This is a genomic window from Kitasatospora sp. NPDC059599 (assembly GCF_042735125.1).
Lineage (GTDB): Bacteria > Actinomycetota > Actinomycetes > Streptomycetales > Streptomycetaceae > Kitasatospora.
This window is the reverse complement of sequence record NZ_JBHWCL010000133.1, coordinates 2,914-23,141: the sequence shown is the minus strand read 5'-3', so window position 1 is coordinate 23,141 and position 20,228 is coordinate 2,914. Positions and strand designations below refer to the sequence as shown.

The following is a 20,228-nucleotide window of genomic DNA, read 5'->3' as shown; positions in this document are numbered from 1 at the left end:
CGCCACCCCCAATGTGGCGAGCGCCGCGGACTGCACACCCGCCCAGGTGGTGGCCAACGGCGGTTTCGAGTCCGGCAGTTCGCCGTGGACCGCACCCAGCGGCGCGATCACTGCCGACAGCGGCCAGAGCGCGCACTCCGGCAGCTCCTACGCCTGGCTCGACGGCTACGGCTCGACCCACACCGACACGCTCTCGCAGACCCTCACCCTCCCCACCGGGTGCGCGACGGCCACGCTCGGGTTCTGGCTGCACGTCGACACCGCCGAGACCACCACCAGCACCGCCTACGACAAACTGACCGTCAAGCTCGGCTCGACCACCCTGGCCACCTACTCCAACCTGGACGCCGGGAACGGGTACGTGCACAAGACCGTCGACGTCTCCGCGTTCGCCGGGCAGACCGCGACGCTCGCCTTCACCGGGGTCGAGGACTCCAGCCTGCAGACCGGCTTCGTCCTGGACGACGTCACCCTGGACGCCTCCGGCGGCGGCACCACCCCGCCCCAGCCCGGTGACCCGACCCGCACCCCGTCCGCGCCCGGGTACACCGTCAGCCTCACCAGCGACGCCTCCGGGAGCAGTTGGACCGGGCACGAGAGCGTCACCTTCGGCAACGCCTCGCCCACCCCGCTGAACGAGGTGTACCTGCGGCTGTGGGACAACGCCCACGGCAGCTGCCCCAGCACCCCGATCACCGTGACCAACGTGACCGGCGGGACGCCCTCCCCGCTCTCGGTGGACTGCACCGCGCTCAAGGTCACCCTGCCGGCGCCGCTCGCCCAGGGGCAGAGCGGCACCGTCGGCTTCGACCTCGGCATCACCGTGCCGAGCGGCGCGGACCGCTTCGGCCACGACGGCGCCTACAACTTCCTCGGCAACGCCCTGCCCGTCCTGGCGGTCCGGGACGCGGCCGGCTGGCACCTCGACCCGTACACCAACAACGGCGAGTCCTTCTACACCGTGGCCTCGGACTTCACCGTCACCCTGGACCACCCGTCCGGCCTGCTGGTGCCCGCGACCGGCACCTCGGTGGACACCCCCGGCGCGGCCGGGCGGACCGTCACCAAGGCGACCGCGAGCAAGGTGCGCGACTTCGCCTGGGGCGCCGGGCCGTTCACCAGGATCTCCGGCACCTCCGCGGCCGGCGTGAAGGTCAACGTCTACTCGGTGGCGGGGATCAGCAGTGCGGACGCCAAGTCGATGCTCACCACCGCGACCTCGGCGGTCGACGCGCACGCCCAGCGCTACGGGGCCTACCCGTACGGCGAACTGGACGCGGTGATCGACAACAGCTTCTGGTTCGGCGGCATGGAGTACCCGGGCTTCGTCCTCGACCTGGTCAGCACCACGGCGCTCACCCACGAGATCGGCCACCAGTGGTGGTACGGCATCGTGGGCGACGACGAGTACAACAGCCCCTGGCTGGACGAGGCGTTCACCGACTACGCCACCGACCTCGCCCTCGGCAAGACCGGCAACGGCTGCTGGAACAGCGTCTCCTGGGCCTCGTCGGCGGAACGGATCACCAACTCGATGGCGTACTGGGACGCCAACTCCAACCGCTACTCCACGGTCGTCTACGGCTACGGCAAGTGCGCCCTGCACGACCTGCGCCGCACCATCGGCGACACCGCGATGACCACGCTGCTGCGCAGCTACGCGCAGGCGCACTGGTACGGGGTGTCCACCACCGCGGAGTTCAAGGCCGCGGCCCAGGCCGCCACCACCGTCGACCTGAGCTCCTTCTGGAGCCAGCACCGCATCGACGGCTGACCCCCTCCCGTCCGCGTCGCCCCCGGTCCCGGCCGGGGGCGACGCGCCTTGACGCGGGGCACGGGCGGAGAGACGCTGTACGTGTACGGCATATGCGTGTGCCGTACGTCGACAGTCGAAAGCACACGACGCGAAGTCGCGCGGCTCCCGGCGCTGACCCGACCGCTGGAGCGATCATGTCGAGCACCCACTACGTGGCGCTGCCGGACAGCTCCCGCGTTCCGCTCGGCGGAGCGCGGGTCATCGGACCGGCCGACCCACGGACCCCCCTCACCGTCACCGTCTACCTACGGCGCGACCCCGACGCGCCCCCGCGCCCGGACGTGTACGAGCTGGCGCTGCAGGCGCCGACCCGCCGTACGGTGCCGACCGACGACGAGTACGCCGCCACCCACCGGTGGAGCGCCACGGACCTCAAGGCGCTGGAGGCCTTCGCCGCCGAGCACCGCCTCACCCTCTCCGACGAGGACCCGCTGGCCCGCAGCGTCAACCTGACCGGCACCACCGGCGACGTCTCCGACGCCTTCCGGGTCACCCTCGCCCGCTACCGCTTCCAGGACGCGCGGGGCAAGCCCCGGGTCTACCGCGGCCGGGAGGGCCGGATCCACGTGCCGGACCGGCTCCAGGACGTCGTCACCGGCGTGTTCGGCCTGGACGACCGGCCGATCGGCTCCCGGCTGCTGATCCGCCGCGCCGCCCGGGCGGTCCCGGTGGCCCACGCCGCCCCGGTGATCCGACCCGGCGCCTTCCTCCCACCGGATCTGCAGGCGCCGTACGCCTACCCCGAGGGCACCGACGGTGCCGGGCAGTGCATCGCCGTGCTCGCCTTCAACGGGGAGACACCACCGGGCGTCCCCTCCGGGGGCTACTCGCGCGACGCCCTGCGGACCTACTTCGTCGACGTCCTGCACCAGCCGATGCCGGACATCATCGACGTGGTGATCCCGAACGTCGGGAGCCCCGGCAACGACCCGGGCCAGGACTCCGAACCCGACACCCCGGACACCACCGGCGAGATCATGCTCGACCTCGCGGTGATCGGCGCCCTCGCGCCCAAGGCGAAGATCGTCGTGTACTTCACCAAGTTCACCGAGCGCGGCTGGGTCAACGTGATCACCCGGATCGTCAACGACACCGACCACCGGCCCACGGTGGTCTCCTGCAGCTACGGCAACCCCGAGCTGGTCGCCGGAAGCCTGTTCACCGCCGGCGCGGTCGACCGGATCGACCGGGCCTTCGCGGCTGCGGCGGAGAAGAACATCACCGTCTGCTGCGCCTCGGGCGACGACGGCTCGCGCGACCAGGGCGACGACGAACGCGCCCACGCCGACTACCCCTCATCCGACCCGCACGTCCTCGGCGTCGGCGGGACCCGGCTGGTCGTGCGCCAGGGGCAGGTCGTCAGCGAGACCGTCTGGGACGACGGACCGGGCAGCCGGACCGGCGGCGGCGTCAGCGCGATCTTCCCGGTGCCGCCCTACCAGGACACCGTGATGGTGCCGCCCTCCGTCAACCCGCCGCACCAGCGGGGCCGCGGGGACCCGGACGTGGCCGCGCTCGCCGACCCCGAGACCGGCGTGGTGATCCCGAGCGTGGACGGCGTGAACTTCAACCAGACCGGAGGAACCAGTGCGGCCGCCCCGATGTGGTCGTCGCTGATCGCCCGGGTCAACCAGGGCCTGCCCGGTTCCGCCCAGGTCGGCTTCCTCAACCCGCTGCTGTACGCGAAGTTCGCGACGGGCGTGCTGCGGGACGTCACCGAGGGCAGCAACGGCGCCTTCGCCTCCGGGCCCGGCTGGGACCCGTGCACCGGCCTCGGCAGCCCGGGCGGCCAGAACCTGCTGGACGGCCTCAAGGCCCTGTGACCCCTCTTCGGTCCGCACCCGTCGGTGCGGGGCACGCACTGCGGCGGCCCCGCACCGACGCCCGTCCGTCAGCCCAGGGCGAGGGCGCGGAGGCGGTCGGCCGCGCCGTTGAAGTAGTTCTGGTCACCGGGGAAGGTGCCGGAGTCCGCGAACTGCCAGAAGGTCTCGTAGCCCCAGCCGTTCGGCAGGGTGCCGACGGTGGAGGCGTAGCGGGCCACCCAGAGCGGGTTGGTGGTGCCGAAGCCGCCGTAGTTGCCGGTGCACTGGGCCCACCAGTTGGTGGTGGTGTAGATGGTGGGGTAGCGGCCGGTACGGGAGTGCACGGTGGTGCTGAAGTCCCGGATCCAGCTGACCATCGCGCTCTGGCCGAGGCCGTAGCAGGTGGCGCCGTAGGGGTTGTACTCGATGTCCAGGGCGGGCGGCAGGGTCTTGCCGTCGGCGGACCAGCCGCCGCCGTGGCTGACGAAGTAGGCGGCCTGGGTGGCGCCGGAGGAGGAGTTCGGCAGGGCGAAGTGGTAGGCGCCGCGGATCAGGCCGGCGTTGTAGGAGCCGTTGTACTGCTGGGCGAAGTATGTCGACCGATCCGGTGAACGCATCGTACAGACTCGGGGGAGCCGTGAGAAGTCGGCAGGCCTCGGGAGCTGGGCTGCGTTGGCACGCAAGCACCATTCAGGCAGGTGAGTGCGGAAGCATCCCCTTGACCTGCATCGATGCCCGATGCGGTGTCCCTGGGAGAGCTTTTTGCCAGCAGCCAGTCGGCCGTCTGGAGGTACTGGACGGGGAACCGTCGAAGCTTGCCCTGACGCTCGCATCGGTGGGCGTCCCGGGACGGCCGGGTCTCATGTTCGGACTTGTTTGACAGGCTCTGCTCGTCCTGATGCTGACCAATTGCTGACCGGAGCTGATGCTCGATCAGATCGGTGTCTACCTCGTCCCAGTCCGCGGCCAGCTGTGCCCTGGGGTGGGCCGAGGGCCTCGCGCTGGCGCCTTGCCGGCCCCCAACCCTGCCCACCGCCGCGAAGTTGGTATCCGCTCTTCCCCAACCCCGTCGTCGCTGAGTCGCTCCTGAACCGGTGGCAAACCTCCACTTGGATGCCGTCGAAGCCCAGCACCACCGGGCAGTCGGCAAACCAATCCCCATCCTCGGCGAACCGCACCAGCGCGAACCCCGTCAGCTGCCTACCGGCGAGCGCCGCCAGACGTGCTCCGTGCGCTTGCTGAATAGCGTCGACCCCGATCAGGAAGGACGGCTCAAAACCCCAGATCCCCATGTTCACAGCACATGAGTCTCCCGGGCTTACGACCTGGTGCGTGATTGCGGCGGCGATGTGACCAGCAGTGTTGCGGGCGGCATCATTTGACGATGTGACGATCAAGTTGAACCATGCGGTCCTTGGCCATCGGGTGCTGACTGGCATCTCGCGCCGGCACCTGGCGGATTTGGTCGTCGAACTGGCCACTCCGTGGCAGGTCGTTGTCGAGGGCCGGCGCAACGCTGCCCGTGGTGGAGCGCGGCAACGCGCGGCGGGCTCGGGTGCCAGGCATCGGCTCGTGTTCGTCGACCGGGTGACCGCCACGCTCATTTACCTGCGGCACGACCTGCCGCACGCCGTCCTGGGCCTGCTGTTCGGTGTCGACCGCTCCACTATCAGTCGTGCAATCGGCGAGGTCAGGGCCCTGCTCGCCAAGCGCGGTTTCGCGGTGCCCAACCGTCCCGGGGTCCGATTGCGAACCCTGGCGGACGTCTTCGCCTACGCCCAGGCCGAGGGCGTCGTACTGCGGCTGGACGCCACCGAGGTCCAGGTCCGCCGCCCGACATCGCACCGCGGCGGACGTCGGGCCTTCGTGTCCGGCAAGAAGAAGCAGAACACGATGAAGGCCACCGTCGTTGCCGACGCGAAGGGCCGCACCCTGTGGGCCGGTAACCTCCGCCCCGGACGCATGCACGACGCCACAGCGATACGAAGCGAGGGCATCGACGACCTCTTCCGGCAGTTCCCGAGAGTTCAAGTACTGCTCGATGATGGCTACTTGGGTCTGCGGCGCGACCATCCGGGCAAGGCCGTCACGCCTCCGAGGAAACCGAACAAGATCGCCGCACCGGAAGTCCACGAGGCCCGTGAGCAAGCCCGCCACGAGCACTCGTCCCAACGCATTTCCGTCGAGCACGCCCTCGCCGACCACAAACGCTGGAAGGGACTGGCTCGCTGGACCCACCGCCGCGACACCCTCCCGGCCACATACCTCGCCGTCGCCGGACTCGTCTCCGACCGCACCGCCACAGCCTGACAACGGCCGTCGCTCAGCCCGTCACATCGCCGCCGCAATCACGCACCAGGTCGTTACTGATCGTTTCAGAATGCCGCCCGGAGTCGCCGCAGGCAGACGATGCTGTGGGCGAGTTCGAGCAGGACCTGGTCGACGACGCGCCTCGACGCGGCCTGGCAGCACCTCGCCGACGCCCAAGCCGTCGTCTTGGCCGCGCTCGCCGTAGGCCGCCGCACCGCCCGCCTCGCGTCCGCCCTCGCCGAGTTCACCGACGCGATCCGCACCTTCCACCACGCGGTGGAAACGGTGATCGGCGACTTCGCGCACGGCGAGGTCGCCCGCCTCTCTGAGGAAACCGCCCGTGCCGCTAGCGCCGGCACCGGCCAAACCTTCGAGTGGACACCTACCCACCAGGTCACCCTGCGGGCCCTCATCGCCGACACCTTCTCTAACCTCCGTGTTTCGGTTCGCGTCGGCTGATCTGGGGTGATCCCTGTGTCGGAGGTCGGGAGGCTCCGTCGGACGTTGGGCATGCCGAGGGCCCGGCGCGATGGCCGGGTGCTCCTGGGCCCTCGGGTCGTGGGTGGGCAGGGGCGGCTTGGTCTGTCAGGTGGCCGGTCGGGGCAGTGCGATCAGGCGGCTGAACGCTGCGGTCAGTTCGTGGCGCCAGGGCCAGGTGGCGGCGATCCGCAGGCGTAGGCGGCGGGCTCCGCGCGTGATCCGGGCGGCGGCGTGTAGGAGGCGGTAGCGGAGCTTCTTGGGCTCGGCGGTGGCCAACTCGCCGTCCAGCAGCAGGGTTCGGGCCCAGGCCAGCAGGTCGATCGCGGTCAGGGACAGCTCCAGCCAGACCTGGTTGATGGCGAAGTGGCGGGAGGGGAAGCGGCCGAAGCCGGTGGTCTTGCCGCAGCGGATGTGGTCCTCGACCCGGGCGTGAGCCCGGTGGCGGACCTCCAGGTACTGGATCGAGCCGCCGTCGGCGACGGGCGTGTCGGCGAGGAAGGCCTGGTGGCGCATGCCTTCGTCCTGGTCGAACAGGGACAGCTGGGCGCCTGGATGGGGACGCTCGCGGCGGACGATGATGCGGGTGCCGTCCGGGTATCCGGTGAGGTCGACCAGACCGGTCAGCTCGGCGACTTCGGCGCCGGGGCGAAGGGTGCCGTCCTGTTCCAGGGCCGGGTGCCAGACCTGGTCGGGCAGTGTGCGGATGGCCTTGCGGACCTGTTCGGTGACGACGTGTCCGACGGAGAAGGTGGTCTGGATGCCGCGCTGCCTGAGGGCGCGTAGGTGGGTGAGGAAGGCTTTCGCGCTGCCCGCGCTGTCGGCTCGGATGAGGACCGGGGTGCCGTGGCGGTGGGCGTCGGGAATCTGTGCGAGGGCCGCGTCGATGACCGTGATGTGGTCGGCTGCGGTGTTCGCTCCGGCGTTGCCGGGTCGCAGGATGCCGGCCAGGGCCTCGCCGGTGTTGTCCAGGAAGCAGAGCATCGGGTGGTAGCCGAACCCGCGTTTGTAGGTGGCGGCCGCCTCTTCCTTTTCGGAGTGGCAGGTGACCAGGGTGGCATCAATGTCCAGGACCAGGCCGGGCAGTTGACGTCCTCCGGCACGGGCCGGCGGTATCCCGTCCGTGGTCTCGGCGGTCTGCAGCCAGGCGACCTCGTGGGCAGCGGCCCGGGCTGCCCGCAGTGCGTTCAGGTTGTTGGTGTCGATGCCGGCGAGCACGCGCCAGGCGGTCGGTGCGGAGGCGACCGGGCCGAACACGTCGCGCTGGTCGCGCAGCACGGCCAGGTCCCGGATCGCCTCGCCGCCGTCGGCGAGCATCACCGCCAGGTCCACCGCGACGCGGCCGGGATCGTGCCCGGTCCCGCGCGGTCGCATCCGGTGCAGGGCGTCGCTGAAGGCGCCGGTCAGCGAGGTGGCGTCGGGCAGATCCGCCAGCAGACGCGAGCCGGCGTGGTTGACCACCCCGTGCCCGTCGGCACTGACGACGAGCTTGGGGCGTGACCGGGGAGTGTGCACGCAGAAAGTGCCTTCCTGCTGGAACGACTGGGACCTTAGACAAGCCTCATCGTTGCAGCTCGGAAGGCACTTTCACTTTTCCGATCATGATCCGGACGCGACCCCGGATGAAACGCGCAGGCTAGAGCCAGCCGTGGTGGGCGGCTTTGGTGCCGGCTTCGAAGCGGCTGGCGGCGCCGAGGCGTTTCATGAGGGAGGACAGGTGTCGGCTGACGGTGCGTTAGGAGATGTCGAGGCGTTGGCCGGCGTCGTCGTCGGTGAGGCCGGCGGCGAGGAGGCGGAGGAGTTCTCGTTCGGTGGCGGTCAGGCCATTGGTGGGGTCGGTGGGGCGGGTGGTGCCGAGGGGGCGGCGATCAGGACGCCGGAGCCGAGGGCTGCGAGGGTGGCGGCGGTGGCGGCGATGAGGCCGGTGGGGGTGCCGGGGCCGGTTTGGGCGAGCTCGGCCGTGCCGACGGATGCGGGGGTGGTGGGCGCGGCGCTCGGGGTGGCCGGTGCCGTGCTTGGGGCGGCGAGGCTCCAGTCGGAGGATCTTGACGAGACGATGCGGTTCGTCTTGACATGGTCGGTCCTGCTCGTGAAGCATGCACACGCGGCGAGCCGATACGTTACGGCTCGCCATCGAGGGGTCAGATGTCGTCTGACCTGGGGTTCATGCGGTGCGGGAACGCTTGGGCGAGGTGACCGGCCGCACCGTGATGCGGCCGTGCCGTCTGCGTGGTCCAGCTGCGTGCTTTCACGATCAGGTATGGCGAATGGTGTGCGGCTCCCGGCCGGAGTCACGTTCCTGCGAGACGCCGACTTCGATGCGGTCGGCGATGCATATTTCCGAGGGGGAACTGATCATGTTTGCGCACAGGGCTCGCCCGCTGCAGTGGGGCTGGTGAGTGATGGCGAGCGATTGGCTGGCGCGTCGGCTGTCCTTGGGCCGTGCTTCCGTCATACGGGCTTTGCTGAGTGTGGGCCTGTCGTTGTCGTTGTCGATGGCGGTGGGCGCGGGTGGCGCGATCGCCGCCCCTAGAGTCCCGGTTTCACCGGCTTCGGCTTCTCGGCCGCAGCCGGTGAAACCACAGAAGCCGATGTCCTTGGCGGAGCGGCAGGGGCAGGTCAAGCAGGAGCGTTCCGACATCAAGGGCGGAACGGTTCCGAAGGCCGTGGCTGACAAGGTGTCGGCCCTGAGCAAGGGTGCTGCCCCTTCGGCTGTCGAGAAGTCTTCGCTGGCCGGACCGGTGGCTGGGGGAGCGTTCAGGGCTGTTTCTGCGTCCACCGGCACGCCCACGGTTCCGTGGGGTGTGCCGGACTACGGCCTGCTGTTCGGGTCGGACGGGAGCCTGCGGGGGACGGAAAATGTGGACGTCGGGGGCGGTCTCGTCCGGTATGAGGGTGCTGTAGTGGCCGGTGAGACGGTCACCGCGTCATTCGAGATCGACAACTCCGACAGCGGCCCCCTCGTCAACGGAAAGGTTACGGACACGCCGCATCGGGTCCATGTGACATGGTCTGTCCAGTGTGGTGGCGCCTCCACCGATTTCGACCTTGGGCAGGTCGTCGATTCGCACTCCTCCTACCTGGCCATGACCGATCCGGCGATCAAGGCGCTGGCGCCTCGCGTGTCGTTCACCACCACGGTTGATCCGGCGACGTGCGACCTGTCGTTGGAGCCGCGCTATTCCGCGTTCAGCATCACCGCTGCCGCGACCATCGTCGACATCGACGGTGGTAACGCTGGATCAGCGACCGTCGGCGCTCACGTCGTCTCGGGGATTCCGGACAGCCAGACCTATGGCTGCCCGTGCGGGGGTTCCTCGGCGGGCTTCGCGCAGCCACAGGCGGCGCGGGGAGACCCGGTCAACACGGCGACGGGCGCGTATACCGAGTCCCTGACCGACGCTGCGTTCTCCGGTCGCGGCGTCCCGCTGGTCGTTGCCCGGAGTTATGCGTCGAACAACTCGGCGTCAGGGCCTTTGGGCCCCGGCTGGTCCCTGCTCTGGGCGGCGTCGCTGGCCGTCGGCTCGAGTGGCGATGTGACGTTCACGGATGAGGAGGGGGCGCAGTACGTCTACCACAAGCAGCGCGACGGATCCTATGTCGCGCCGCTCACCGCGCGTTCCGTCCTGAAGTCCAACGGCGGCGGTGGGTTCGTCCTGGCCAGGGAGGACCACCAGACTCTCACCTTCGATTCGTCCGGACATCTGGTGTCCCGTCAGGACAGCTCGGGGCAGGGTCTCACGTTCGCCTACACGAGCGGTCAGTTGTCGTCGGTTACCGATGCGGCCGGCCGCAGCGCCTCGCTGTCCTACACGGGCGGGCTGCTGACCCGGGTGACGCTGTCAACTGGGGGCCGCATCGACTATGGCTTCACCGGCGGGCTTCTGACGAGCGTCACCGGGCTCGACGGAGCGACGACCGCGTACGGATACGACTCGGCCGGACGCCTCAACTCGGTCAAGGACCCCCTGGGCAACGCTCAGGTCCGAAACGCCTATGACACCCATGGGCGGGTGGTATCCCAGCAGGACGCCCTGGGCGCTACGACCACGTTCAACTACCTTGCCGGCGAGACGGACACCGTCGCCCCTGACGGCGGTGTCTGGACCGACATCTACGCGGGCAACATCCTGATGGCCCAGTATGACCCGTTCGGCAACAAGACTACCTATGGTCATGACGGCTACATCAATACCGTCCTCATCACCGACCCGCTCGGCAACAGCACGGTCCGCAGCTTCGATGCCGCCGGCCATGTGACCCAGGTCGTCCCCCCGGGCGGCAGGTCCCAGACCTGGTCCTACGACGCGGCCGGCAACCTCACGCGCGCCAGCGACGCCAACTACCACGACACCGTCTACGGCTATGACAGCAATTACCGCCTGACATCGGTCAAGGACCCGGCCGGAGGAACGGCCACCCTTACCTACACGCCGACGGGGCAGCTTTCCAGCGCGACAAGCCCCGGTGGCAAGACCACCGCCTACGGCTACGACAGTCAGGGCAACCAGGTCTCCGTGACCTCGCCGACCGGAGCCAAGACCACCCGCACATTCGACAGCGCCGGCTGGCCTCTGACCGTCACCGACCCCCGCGGGAATGTTGCGGGTGCCGATCCCGCCAGCTTCACCGCCAGCTTCACCTACGATGCCGCGCACCGCGTGACCGCCGCGAAGGACCCCCTGGGCAACATCACCGCGGTCGGCTACGACAGCGCGGGCAACAAGGTCAGCACGACGGATGCGCTGGGCGGGATCACCCAGTACGGCTACGACGCCGGGAACCGCGTGACCTCGACCACCGACCCGGCCGGGCACAAGTCCTCGATCGGCTACGACACGGTCGGCAACATTGCGTCGCGCACCGATCCGACCGGTGCGACGAGCCGCTACACGTACGACAAGGCGAAGCACCTGCTGAGCCTCACCACCCCACGCGGCAACGCGACCGGCGCGAAGCAGGCGGACTTCACCTGGAGGTACGGCTACGACCAAGCCGGACGCCAGGTCACCACCACCGATCCGCTCGGCCACACTACCCAGGTCACCTATGACACGCTTAGCCGTCCGGTCAGTACGACCGACGCTCTGGGCCGGATCCGGTCCGTCACCTACGACAGCGTCGGCAATGTCCTCACCCGAAAGGACGGCCTCGGACAACAGACCGGCCTCACCTACGACGCCCTCGACCGGCTGACCAAGGTGGAGACGCCGCTCCGCGACGCGGTCACGTTCCAGTTCGACGCGGATGGCAACCTCGTCGCGCAGACCACCCAGCTGGGAGAGCGGACCACCTACGGCTACGATGCCGACGGCCACCGGACCACCACCGTCGACCCCCGCGGGAACGTCACCGGCGCCAACCCGGCCGACTACACCTGGACCACCGCCTACGACGCCGCCGGTCAAACAATTGCGGTCACCGACCCCCTGGGCAACGCGCGCAGCAGCACGTACGACGCCAACGGCAACCTGCTCTCCTCGACCGACGCCCTGGGCAACGCCACCCGCTACAGCTACGACGTGCTCAACCGTGCCACTGCGATCACTGCACCGGACGGTGGGATCACGAGCCAGGCGTACAACCCGGACGGCACCCTGGCCAGCCGCACGGATGCCGAGAAGCACACCACCACCTACGCCTACAGCGCACTCGGCCAGGTCACTTCCGTCACGGACCCGCTGGCCCGAACCGTCACGTTCACCTACGACGCAGACGGAAACCGCACGCAGGCCACCAATGCCCGTGGCCAGAGCATCACTTCCGACCACGATGCGTTCGGGCGGATCACCAAGGTCGGCTACTCCGACGGCACACCCACGGTCACCTACGCATTCGACGAGGTCGGCCACCCAGTCGGCGTCACCGACGCCACCGGCACCAGAAACCTCACCTACGACAACGCCGACCGTCTGCTCTCCGTCTCCGCACCAGGCCTGCCCAACGGATTCCGCTACACCTACGACAACAACGGCAACCTCACTGGCCGCACCTTCCCCGACGGCAGAGCCACTACGTTCCTCTACGACGACGACGACCGCGTCACCGCCCAAGCCACCGACTACAAGCGGATCTACTTCACCTACGACAAGGCCGGGAACCTTCTCACCTCCGAGGCGCCCACGAGCACCACGGTGAAGGAGACCCGCGCCTACGACCGGGCCGGACGTCTGACCTCAACCAGCGACGCCAGCGGCACAAAGACCTACACGCTCGACGCCAACGGCCGTGTCACGGCCGAGCAGTACCAGGACACCGGAAGCAATCCCCGCCCGGCCACCTTCAGCAGTTACGACCCCGCCGGCCGCCTGACCCGCTCCTGCACCGGTGCCGCCGCCGACTGCGCCGCCAACCAGGGAACCAAGTACGGGTACGACAAGGCTGGCAACCTCCTCACCCAGACCAACCCCGATGGCGCCACCGCGACCAACACGTACGACGCCGGTGACCAGCTCACCCGCCGCACCGCCGGTAGCACCAGTGTCGACTACACCTACGACGCGGACGGCAACCAGACCAAAGCCGGACCGGCTACCTACGCCTACGACCCCGCAGGCCGACTTACCAGCGCCACCGATGCCTCGGGCGCCTACGGCTTCACCTATGACGCTGACGGCAACCGAACTGCCGTCAGCAGGAACGGGACCCTCGATCGCACGAGTCGCTGGGACATCAACGGGGCTTTCCCGCAGCTTGCCACGGATACCAACAGCACAGGCGCACTGATCGCTGACTACCAGGCCGGACCCACCGGCTTGCCACAGTCAATGAACACCCCGGCCGGAGCCTTCTATTTCCAGCACGACCGACTCGGATCGATCACCACTCTTACCGACAGCGCCGGCAAGTCCCAGAACACCTACGCGTACACGCCGCTGGGCGACCGGACCGCAACCGCGTCCACCACGGGCTCTCCGACGGCCAGCCCATTCGGATTCACCGGCCAGTACATAGATCCCTACCTCGCCGGGCGCATCGACCTACGAGCCCGTCAATACGACACCGCCACTGGTCGCTTCACCACCCGCGACCCTCTACCCGGAAGCGGGCCCGCGTCCGCCAGCTCCCCCTACGCGTACGTGGGCAACGACTTCACCAATCAGACCGACCCCTCCGGCGCCTGCCCGATGTGCGTCAGCGCCCTCATCGGCGGCGTCATCGGAGGTGTCATCGGCGGCGGCGTCTACGCGTGGCAGCACCGCGACCAGGGCTTCAGCTGGAGCGGATTCGCCGCAGCCACGGGCAAGGGCGCCCTCATCGGCGTAGGCGCGGGGCTGCTTGCTCCAATCGGCGGCACTGCCGCCGCAGCCCTCGGGCTTGAGGGCCTCACAGCTACCGCTACGGCAGCAGGCGTCAACGCCGTTGTGGGCGCGAGCTACAACTGGCTCGTCAACACCGTTCAGTGTCAGCCTACGTCTCCCCAAGATCTCCTCCTGGGTGCCCTGAGTGGTGCCGGGGGCACCCTGATAGGCCCGGCCTTCCGTTACGTGAAGGGCCTTCGTCCAGGTGCGTCAAGTGGGGCTGAGATCCCTGAGCCCACCGGCCCGACCTCACGTGGGGAAGCAGGGGCGAAGTCCCGCCCCTCCTACCAGTACAAGGAGCCAGCACCGCAAGGATGGACTCCTGACGGACAGTTGGCACGAGGCAAGGATCTGGCAAGTTCGGCGGCGCTTGGCCAGCGAACTTCGGCAACCGCCTCCCGGTCCTATGTCTCCGGTTACCACACTGACACCGGAGAGTTGGCTGTGGCATCGTCAGGCCCGGGTTTCACGATCTGCGAAGCGTCCTTCTGTGCGGAGGGTAATCTGGTCCAGCTGCTCGGCGGCGACTGGACAGAGGTCCAATTCGGAACTGCTTTCGTAGCTGAGTCGACCGAGGGCGGGTACTTGGCGGTTGGCAAGTATGTGTGCCCGAAATGTCAGGCGGACTACCCGCCGAGCTCCTTCGGCCCGGACGTCGCCGGAGATCCCCGCGGCCCATGGTTCCGCCATGAAGATCGATAGTTGGAGACGAGATTTCGGTGAGTCTGGCGCGTGCAGAAATCGAGCGGTATGACTGGGCTGGCATGGAGTGTGGCTGCGGGAGGTCGGCTGCTCATCTTGTTCCTCTTCTAGAGTCGATCGCTGTAGACAAGGAAGCTGCGGCGATCCGAAGCCTCGATGATCATGTCTTCATTCAGTCGAACCTTATGCAGCCGGCGCCGGCTGTTTGTGCCGTGTTCATGGCGATCCTTGCTGACGGAATCGACCAGCATGAGGCAAAGGGCATCCTCTGGCTCATCCTCTGGTGTTCCTCTGGAGAGGAGGATTGCGACTCGGGAGCGAGTCTCTACGCTCGCTCTTGCGAGACGATTCGGGCTGGGCTCTGGTTGATCTATAGGGAACTTCTCAGGGCGGGGTCACTCGGCGTGGTTAATGCTGCAAACGATATTTTGAGCAATGTTGAATTGGATCAAGCTCGGCTTGATTTCTATCGGAATCGCGCAGGCCTCGGAAACTAGCCTTGATATTTCGCGACGGCCCGCTGGTTCATCCAGCGGGCCGTCGCGGCTTTTTTGGCCTACTACTGAACTGAAAAAAGGTGATGTCGCGGACGTGATGCAGGGACTCGATGTTCCAGTGGCCGCGGCCCAGCTTCGCAAGTTGGGCCGGGGCGGCCTGGTGGGCGGTGAGACTCGTGACCGCGTAGACGGTCTTGATGGTGGCCTTTCCGGTCGTGCGGTCGGTGCGGCGGCGCTTGATCTGGATGCCTGGCAGGCGCCGGGGAACAGCAGCCCGTTCACGGTGGTGACCTTGATCCGGCGAATCTCGCAGCGCCCGTGACCGGTCTCCTTCGTCCGACCCAGGAGCGGGATGTCCCGCCAGGGAAGCGACTTGAGCTGCTTGCGGAGACCCTTCTGGCTGCCCTTGACGAATCGACTGAGCCGCTCAAGTAAACAGCTTGCCGATTCGGTGGGCCTGTGCCACTGTTCCGCCTGGATCGACAGCCGGACAAGAGAATTGGTGCCATGGGGAATCAGCACGAGGAAGAGTGTCGTCGGTCGTTGGCCGAAGAGCAGGCGAAGAGCCTTGCCGAGACCAACAACTGGGAGCACGTTGACAGGCCTCAGGTCCACCAGGACTGGGATGTGCTGTACCGGGAGATCGCGGCCTGCCTGGACGGTTCCCTGCCCGGGGATCCCCAGATCCAGGAGCTCGTCGGCCGGCATTTCGGCATAGCCTGCCGGTTTTACGCCCCCAGCAGGCAAGCGTACGTCGGGATGGCACTCTTCTATGCGGAAGACGACGCCATGAGGGAGTTTCACAACTCCTACCATCCCGGGATGGTGGAATTCCTGGGTGAGGCGATGAGGATATTCGCCGAACGGGGAGTCGGCTTCACTTCGTAGTACTCCAGCGACAGATCGTGATCTTGCCCTTGACAGGGCAGGGCAGGGCTCCGGCGTTTCGTGTGGCGTCCGGTTCATGACGGTCTGTCGGGCAGGTGGCTACCGGAACGGAAGCAGGCACGGCTTCCAAGATCATGGAGTTCTCGATGCCCCGTGATCCGACTGGAAGACCGTGCCTACCGACGCACCATCGCTGATCCCGTCCGCCTTTGACCAGCTCCGCCGGCAGCCCGGTCCTGGCCTCCAGGAGGTTCCGGGGCTGCTGGAACGGCTCGCGGAGGTGCCCGACCCGCGCGATCCGCGCGGCGTGCGGCATGCGCTGGCGGTCGTGCTCGCGCTGACCGCGTGCGCGGTGCTGGCAGGGGCAACCTCGCTTGCGGCGGTCGGTGAGTGGATCGCCGATGCCCCGTCCACGTGCTGGAACGGCTCGGCGTCCGGCCCGATCCGCTGTTGCCGCGGCGCCTGGCGCCCTCCGAGTCCGCCGTGCGCCGACTGCTGGCCCGCCTCGACGCAGACGCGCTGGACCGGGCGGTCGGCCGCTGGCTCGCCGACCGCTGCCCGCAACCGAGCGGTGGCGCTGACCTGCGCGGAGTGTCGGTGGACGGCAAAAGCCTGCGCGGCGCCGCCAAGGCAAAGGGCCGCAAGATCCACCTCCTGGCAGCCATGGAGCACACCAGCAGCCTGGTCCTGGCCCAGCTGGACGTCGGCGAGAAAACGAACGAGATCACCTGCTTCCAGCCCCTGCTCGACACCGTCGCCGACCTCGCCGGGACGGTGGTCACCAGCGACGCGCTGCACACCCAACGCGAGCACGCCGGCTACCTCCTCGGCCGGAAGGCCCACTACATCGTGATCGTCAAGGGCAACCAGAAGAGTCTCCGCAAGCAGCTCAAGTCGCTTCCCTGGCGGGACATCCCGCTCCTGGGTCGGACGAAGGAGACCGGCCACGGGCGCTGCGAGATCCGCCGGATCAAGGTCGCCACCGTGAACAGGCTGCTGTTCCCCGGCGCTCGACAGGCCATCCAGATCAAGCGCCGCCGCACCGACCGCAAGACCGGCGAGACCACCGTCAAGACGATCTACGCCGTCACCAGCCTGACCGCCGAGCAGGCGTCCCCCGCCCGGCTCGACCGGCTGGTCCGCGACCACTGGGGCATCGAGTCCCTGCACCACGTCCGCGACACCACCTTCGCCGAGGACGCCTCCCAACTGCGGACCGGCAACGCACCCCGGGCGATGGCCACGTGGCGCAACCTCGCCATCGGCATCCTGAAACGCTCCGGCGTCACCAACATCGCTGCCGCCCTCCGCCGCAACGCTCGCGACCCCCGCCGACCACTCGCCCTCCTCGGCCTCGGATGATCAGAAACCGGGCATCATCCGACTACGCCGAAGCCCTGCAGTACCCGCCGCAAGGGATGCGCAGCGCTGTGCTCCCGCTGTCCGACGCCGTAAGGCCCAGCGGAACCGTCGCAGCTGACGCCCATCCGGTACTCCTCGCCCCGGCATTCGATGGGGTACTGGTGCCTCAACAAAGCCCAGTACAGCCAATCAACGGGAGCAGTAAGCCTTTCACGATCGACGAGGTTGAGGTCATCGAACGACGTCTGCGTCAGACAGGTGCCAAGGACTGACCTCGAGCCCCAGAGCCGACGACAGCGATAGGGATCCGGTACTGGCAAGAGTTGTTGTTCGACTGGTCTGTATTGGCCTTCCACCGCCGGCGCGACCGTCACGGTCTTCGCCCCTCAGGCCGTCGACAACGCCCATGCGGCCCACCCCAGCTCGACTACGAGGACCACCCGATCGAGGCAGCCAGCGGCGCTGAACTGCTCCTTCAGCTGAACGAATGACCCGATTTTTGATCTGGCGGCCAGCAGATGAACAGCTGAGGCCCGGGACCGCTACACCCGGCCCCGGACACCAACCCATCTCCGCGAATCCGGGCCCGGCTGCTCGCGCAGAGCTGGTTCGCGGGAAGTGGGGGGCCGTCACCATCGAGACCATCGTGGTGACGGCCCGCTACGTTTCCGCTTCGGTCACTGGCTCGTGCGTGGCTCCGGGGTCAGCGGATCAGCTGGCGCAAGACCGGAATACCTGTACCAAAGCTAGACAGTCCTGAGAGGACAGCGCCTGCGACTGGGCTTCCGCTCAGGTATGTGAGGCATCCGACGACCAGGCCGATGAAGGCCGCGGTCAGCAGCACGATAGCGGTATGCACCGTCATGAACGGGGCCGAGCCGGGCTGGTCGGCCGAGTTCGGGCTGGGCAGAGGCACGCTTTCTCCTTCGATTAGCCGGGGCCAAGCGTCGGGCTCCAGCGGGTGGGCCGGTCCACTCCGGCCTGATGGGGAGATGGTGCAGTTGGTCGTAGTAGTCCCCAAGCGGAGAGGACGTCACCGCAGGTAAGGTCCGGACAACGGCGGGTTCTCCCGGGACGGCCCGGACAAAGAGGCCCGGCAGGGGTGGGAGTTGAGCATGCCAGGACAGCGCCGTGGAGGCCGACCATGGGGGCCGATACGGGCCGAGACACCCGAGGCTGAGGCGCTGGCCGGCTTCCTCCGGGCCCAGGTGGACGCTAGCGGACTCACGATGACCGCAGTCGCCGAGAAGATCAAGTACTCCAAGACGCAGGTCGGCGTATACCTATCCGGGAGGCTTCCCGAGCCGGCATTCGTACGCGTGCTGGTGACCGTGACTGTGGCCGATCCACGACTGCGCGAACGCCGACTGAGCGAGGCCGATCAGCTCTTGCGCGCAGCCAACAGTCCAGCCTCGCCCAGGAGCCTCGATCAGCCACCGAACCGGAGCACCACCGAGCTGGAGCTTGTGCGTACAAAACAGCTGGAGACGTATGACCGGCTTGTCAGGGCACAAGAACAGCAGATCGAGCTGCAGCAGGCCCTGCATAACTCGAGCCAGCTGATCATCGTGCTCCTAGGGATGACCAACACCCTGCACGACAGGGTGAGGACCCTGGCCGCCGAACGCGACGCTCTCCTGTCCCGCCCGGACCACCGGCGGGAACTGGAGGAAACCCAACGCCAGCTCCTCCGCGTGCTCGGCCAAGAAGGCCGCGCTGCGGACGAGCTGGAGCGCACCCGCAGCAAACAACGCCAGACCGAGGAACTCGCTGTCAGGGTGCAGCGACAGGTCCGGGAACTGACTGACGAACTCGACAGGTTTCGCGCCAAAGCCGCTGCCACCGGGCCTAAGCTGTCCGGCTCCGATGCCGTCCTGGGAAGCTCGTACTCGGGCAGCGGGACCAGCACTGATCTGGTCGGCGACGACATCGACCAGGCCCTCGCCCGCGCGGCCTCCATCAACGACACCGACGACCAGGCTCTCCGGCTCATCGCTACCGAGCTCCAGGAGGTCGTTCCCCACCGTCCCCCTGCCCCCGGGCAGTTCATTGCCGTGACCTCGGCAGCCGTTGTCCTGGAGAACCAAGACAACATTCGGACCAGCACGGTTGCTGAGGCCTCGCCGGTCAACCGGCTGTGGATGGAAGCCATGGACGCGTACGGGAAGGGCAACCATCAGGATGCCGCGCGGTTGTTCGCCGAGCTCGTTCTCGAACAGATCCGTACCGAGGGCGCCGACGACAAGATCACCCTGATGTCCCGCTACCTTCATGCCTGCAGTCTCGGGCGCGGAGGGGCCTACGCCGAGGCCGTCGGTCTCCTCACCGACCTGATTCCCGACCAGACGCGCGTCCTGGGCCGCTACAACCCCGACACCCTGAAATCCCGCCAGGAGCACGCCAACTATCTCGGCTGCTTGGGCTCCTACGACGATGCCGCCAGGTTGTTCACCGAGCTCATCCCTGACCTGGCCAATGCCTTGGGCGCTGACGACGATGACACCCTGAGAGCCCGGTACCTGCATGCGCAGAGCATCGGGGCGATGGGACAGTACACCGAGGCATCCAGCCTCCTCGCCGAGCTCGTCCTCGACCATACTCGCGTCCTGGGCCCCGACCATCGCGACACCCTGAACTCCCGGTACCTGCATGCCCGGAGCGTCGGGGGCACGGGGAACTACGCCGAGGCCGCCGCGCTGTTCACCGATCTCATCCCTGATCAGACGCGCGTCCTGGGCCCTGACGATCTGGACACCCTGGACTCCCGGTACCAGCACGCCTTCAGCGTCGGGCAAGCCGGCCACTGGAGCGAATCTGCCCAGTTGTTCGCCGAGCTCGTCCCCAACCAAACCCGCGTCCTGGGCCCCGACCACGAGGACACCCTGAACTCCCGCCACCTGCACGCGTACAGCCTCGGGGAGGCCGGTGATCACGCTGCGGCCGTCCGATGGTTCGCCGAGCTCGTCCCCGACCAAACCCGCGTCCTGGGCCCTGACGATCTGGACACCCTGGACTCCCGGTACCAGCACGCCTTCAGCGTCGGGCAAGCCGGCCACTGGAGCGAATCTGCCCA

The 20,228-nt window shown here is 68.0% G+C and carries 11 protein-coding genes and 3 pseudogenes; 10 read left to right on the top strand and 4 right to left on the bottom strand.

The window, feature by feature from the left end; all coding sequences use genetic code 11:
* On the top strand, positions 1 to 1,774 hold a 1,774-nt coding region (locus tag ACFV04_RS33725; protein WP_380534654.1), incomplete at its 5' end, for a M1 family aminopeptidase.
* A gap of 176 nt (positions 1,775 to 1,950) precedes the next feature.
* Positions 1,951 to 3,639 (top strand): S8 family serine peptidase, encoded by a 1,689-nt coding sequence (locus ACFV04_RS33720; RefSeq protein ID WP_380344333.1) that lies wholly within the window; start codon positions 1,951 to 1,953, stop codon positions 3,637 to 3,639.
* Positions 3,640 to 3,707: 68 nt separating this feature from the next.
* On the opposite strand, the pseudogene ACFV04_RS33715 reads toward ACFV04_RS33720, so the two are convergent.
* Positions 3,708 to 4,211: pseudogene (locus ACFV04_RS33715) on the bottom strand (GH25 family lysozyme); the annotation flags it as partial.
* A gap of 793 nt (positions 4,212 to 5,004) precedes the next feature.
* Between ACFV04_RS33715 and ACFV04_RS33710 the strand changes: the two are divergent.
* Complete coding sequence (locus ACFV04_RS33710) at positions 5,005 to 5,928, top strand: transposase family protein (protein ID WP_380534652.1); 924 nt, start codon at positions 5,005 to 5,007, stop codon at positions 5,926 to 5,928.
* A gap of 99 nt (positions 5,929 to 6,027) precedes the next feature.
* A complete protein-coding gene (locus tag ACFV04_RS33705) occupies positions 6,028 to 6,387 on the top strand; it encodes a hypothetical protein (protein WP_380534650.1) in 360 nt (119 codons plus the stop codon).
* 126 nt (positions 6,388 to 6,513) lie between these two features.
* Here ACFV04_RS33705 and ACFV04_RS33700 read toward each other — a convergent pair whose 3' ends face one another.
* Entirely contained in the window at positions 6,514 to 7,920 is a 1,407-nt protein-coding gene (locus ACFV04_RS33700; RefSeq protein ID WP_380534649.1) for an IS1380 family transposase, read from the bottom strand.
* A gap of 1,082 nt (positions 7,921 to 9,002) precedes the next feature.
* Here ACFV04_RS33700 and ACFV04_RS33695 point away from each other — a divergent pair.
* A complete protein-coding gene (locus ACFV04_RS33695) occupies positions 9,003 to 14,408 on the top strand; it encodes a DUF6531 domain-containing protein (RefSeq protein WP_380534647.1) in 5,406 nt (1,801 codons plus the stop codon).
* 107 nt (positions 14,409 to 14,515) lie between these two features.
* Here the strand turns inward: ACFV04_RS33695 and ACFV04_RS33690 are convergent, their stop codons facing one another.
* Complete coding sequence (locus ACFV04_RS33690) at positions 14,516 to 14,659, bottom strand: hypothetical protein (protein ID WP_380534645.1); 144 nt, start codon at positions 14,657 to 14,659, stop codon at positions 14,516 to 14,518.
* Positions 14,660 to 14,843: 184 nt separating this feature from the next.
* On the opposite strand from ACFV04_RS33690, the gene ACFV04_RS33685 reads away from it, so the two are divergent.
* From ACFV04_RS33685 to ACFV04_RS33670, 4 genes and pseudogenes are all read left to right on the top strand, one after another.
* Entirely contained in the window at positions 14,844 to 15,227 is a 384-nt protein-coding gene (locus tag ACFV04_RS33685) for a hypothetical protein (protein WP_380534644.1), read from the top strand.
* Positions 15,228 to 15,412: 185 nt separating this feature from the next.
* The gene (locus ACFV04_RS33680; RefSeq protein ID WP_380534642.1) at positions 15,413 to 15,793 is read left to right on the top strand and encodes a TipAS antibiotic-recognition domain-containing protein; all 381 of its coding nucleotides are present in this window, start codon (positions 15,413 to 15,415) and stop codon (positions 15,791 to 15,793) included.
* A 172-nt stretch (positions 15,794 to 15,965) separates the two neighbouring features.
* Positions 15,966 to 16,145 (top strand): annotated as a pseudogene (locus ACFV04_RS33675) (transposase family protein); the annotation flags it as partial.
* A gap of 38 nt (positions 16,146 to 16,183) precedes the next feature.
* A pseudogene (locus ACFV04_RS33670) lies at positions 16,184 to 17,020 on the top strand (ISAs1 family transposase); the annotation flags it as partial.
* Between the two features lie 838 nt (positions 17,021 to 17,858).
* On the opposite strand, the gene ACFV04_RS33665 reads toward ACFV04_RS33670, so the two are convergent.
* Complete coding sequence (locus ACFV04_RS33665; protein ID WP_380534640.1) at positions 17,859 to 18,071, bottom strand: hypothetical protein; 213 nt, start codon at positions 18,069 to 18,071, stop codon at positions 17,859 to 17,861.
* A gap of 313 nt (positions 18,072 to 18,384) precedes the next feature.
* On the opposite strand from ACFV04_RS33665, the gene ACFV04_RS33660 reads away from it, so the two are divergent.
* The coding region (locus ACFV04_RS33660) for a tetratricopeptide repeat protein (RefSeq protein ID WP_380534638.1) at positions 18,385 to 20,228 on the top strand (1,844 nt) is incomplete at its 3' end.

Coding starts and splice junctions, on each gene's coding strand:
- ACFV04_RS33720 (WP_380344333.1), top strand. CDS start 1,951: ATGTCGAGCACCCACTACGTGGCGCTGCCGGACAGCTCCCGCGTTCCG.
- ACFV04_RS33705 (WP_380534650.1), top strand. CDS start 6,028: ATGCTGTGGGCGAGTTCGAGCAGGACCTGGTCGACGACGCGCCTCGAC.
- ACFV04_RS33690 (WP_380534645.1), bottom strand. CDS start 14,659: ATGCTGGTCGATTCCGTCAGCAAGGATCGCCATGAACACGGCACAAAC.
- ACFV04_RS33685 (WP_380534644.1), top strand. CDS start 14,844: ATGTTGAATTGGATCAAGCTCGGCTTGATTTCTATCGGAATCGCGCAG.
- ACFV04_RS33680 (WP_380534642.1), top strand. CDS start 15,413: ATGGGGAATCAGCACGAGGAAGAGTGTCGTCGGTCGTTGGCCGAAGAG.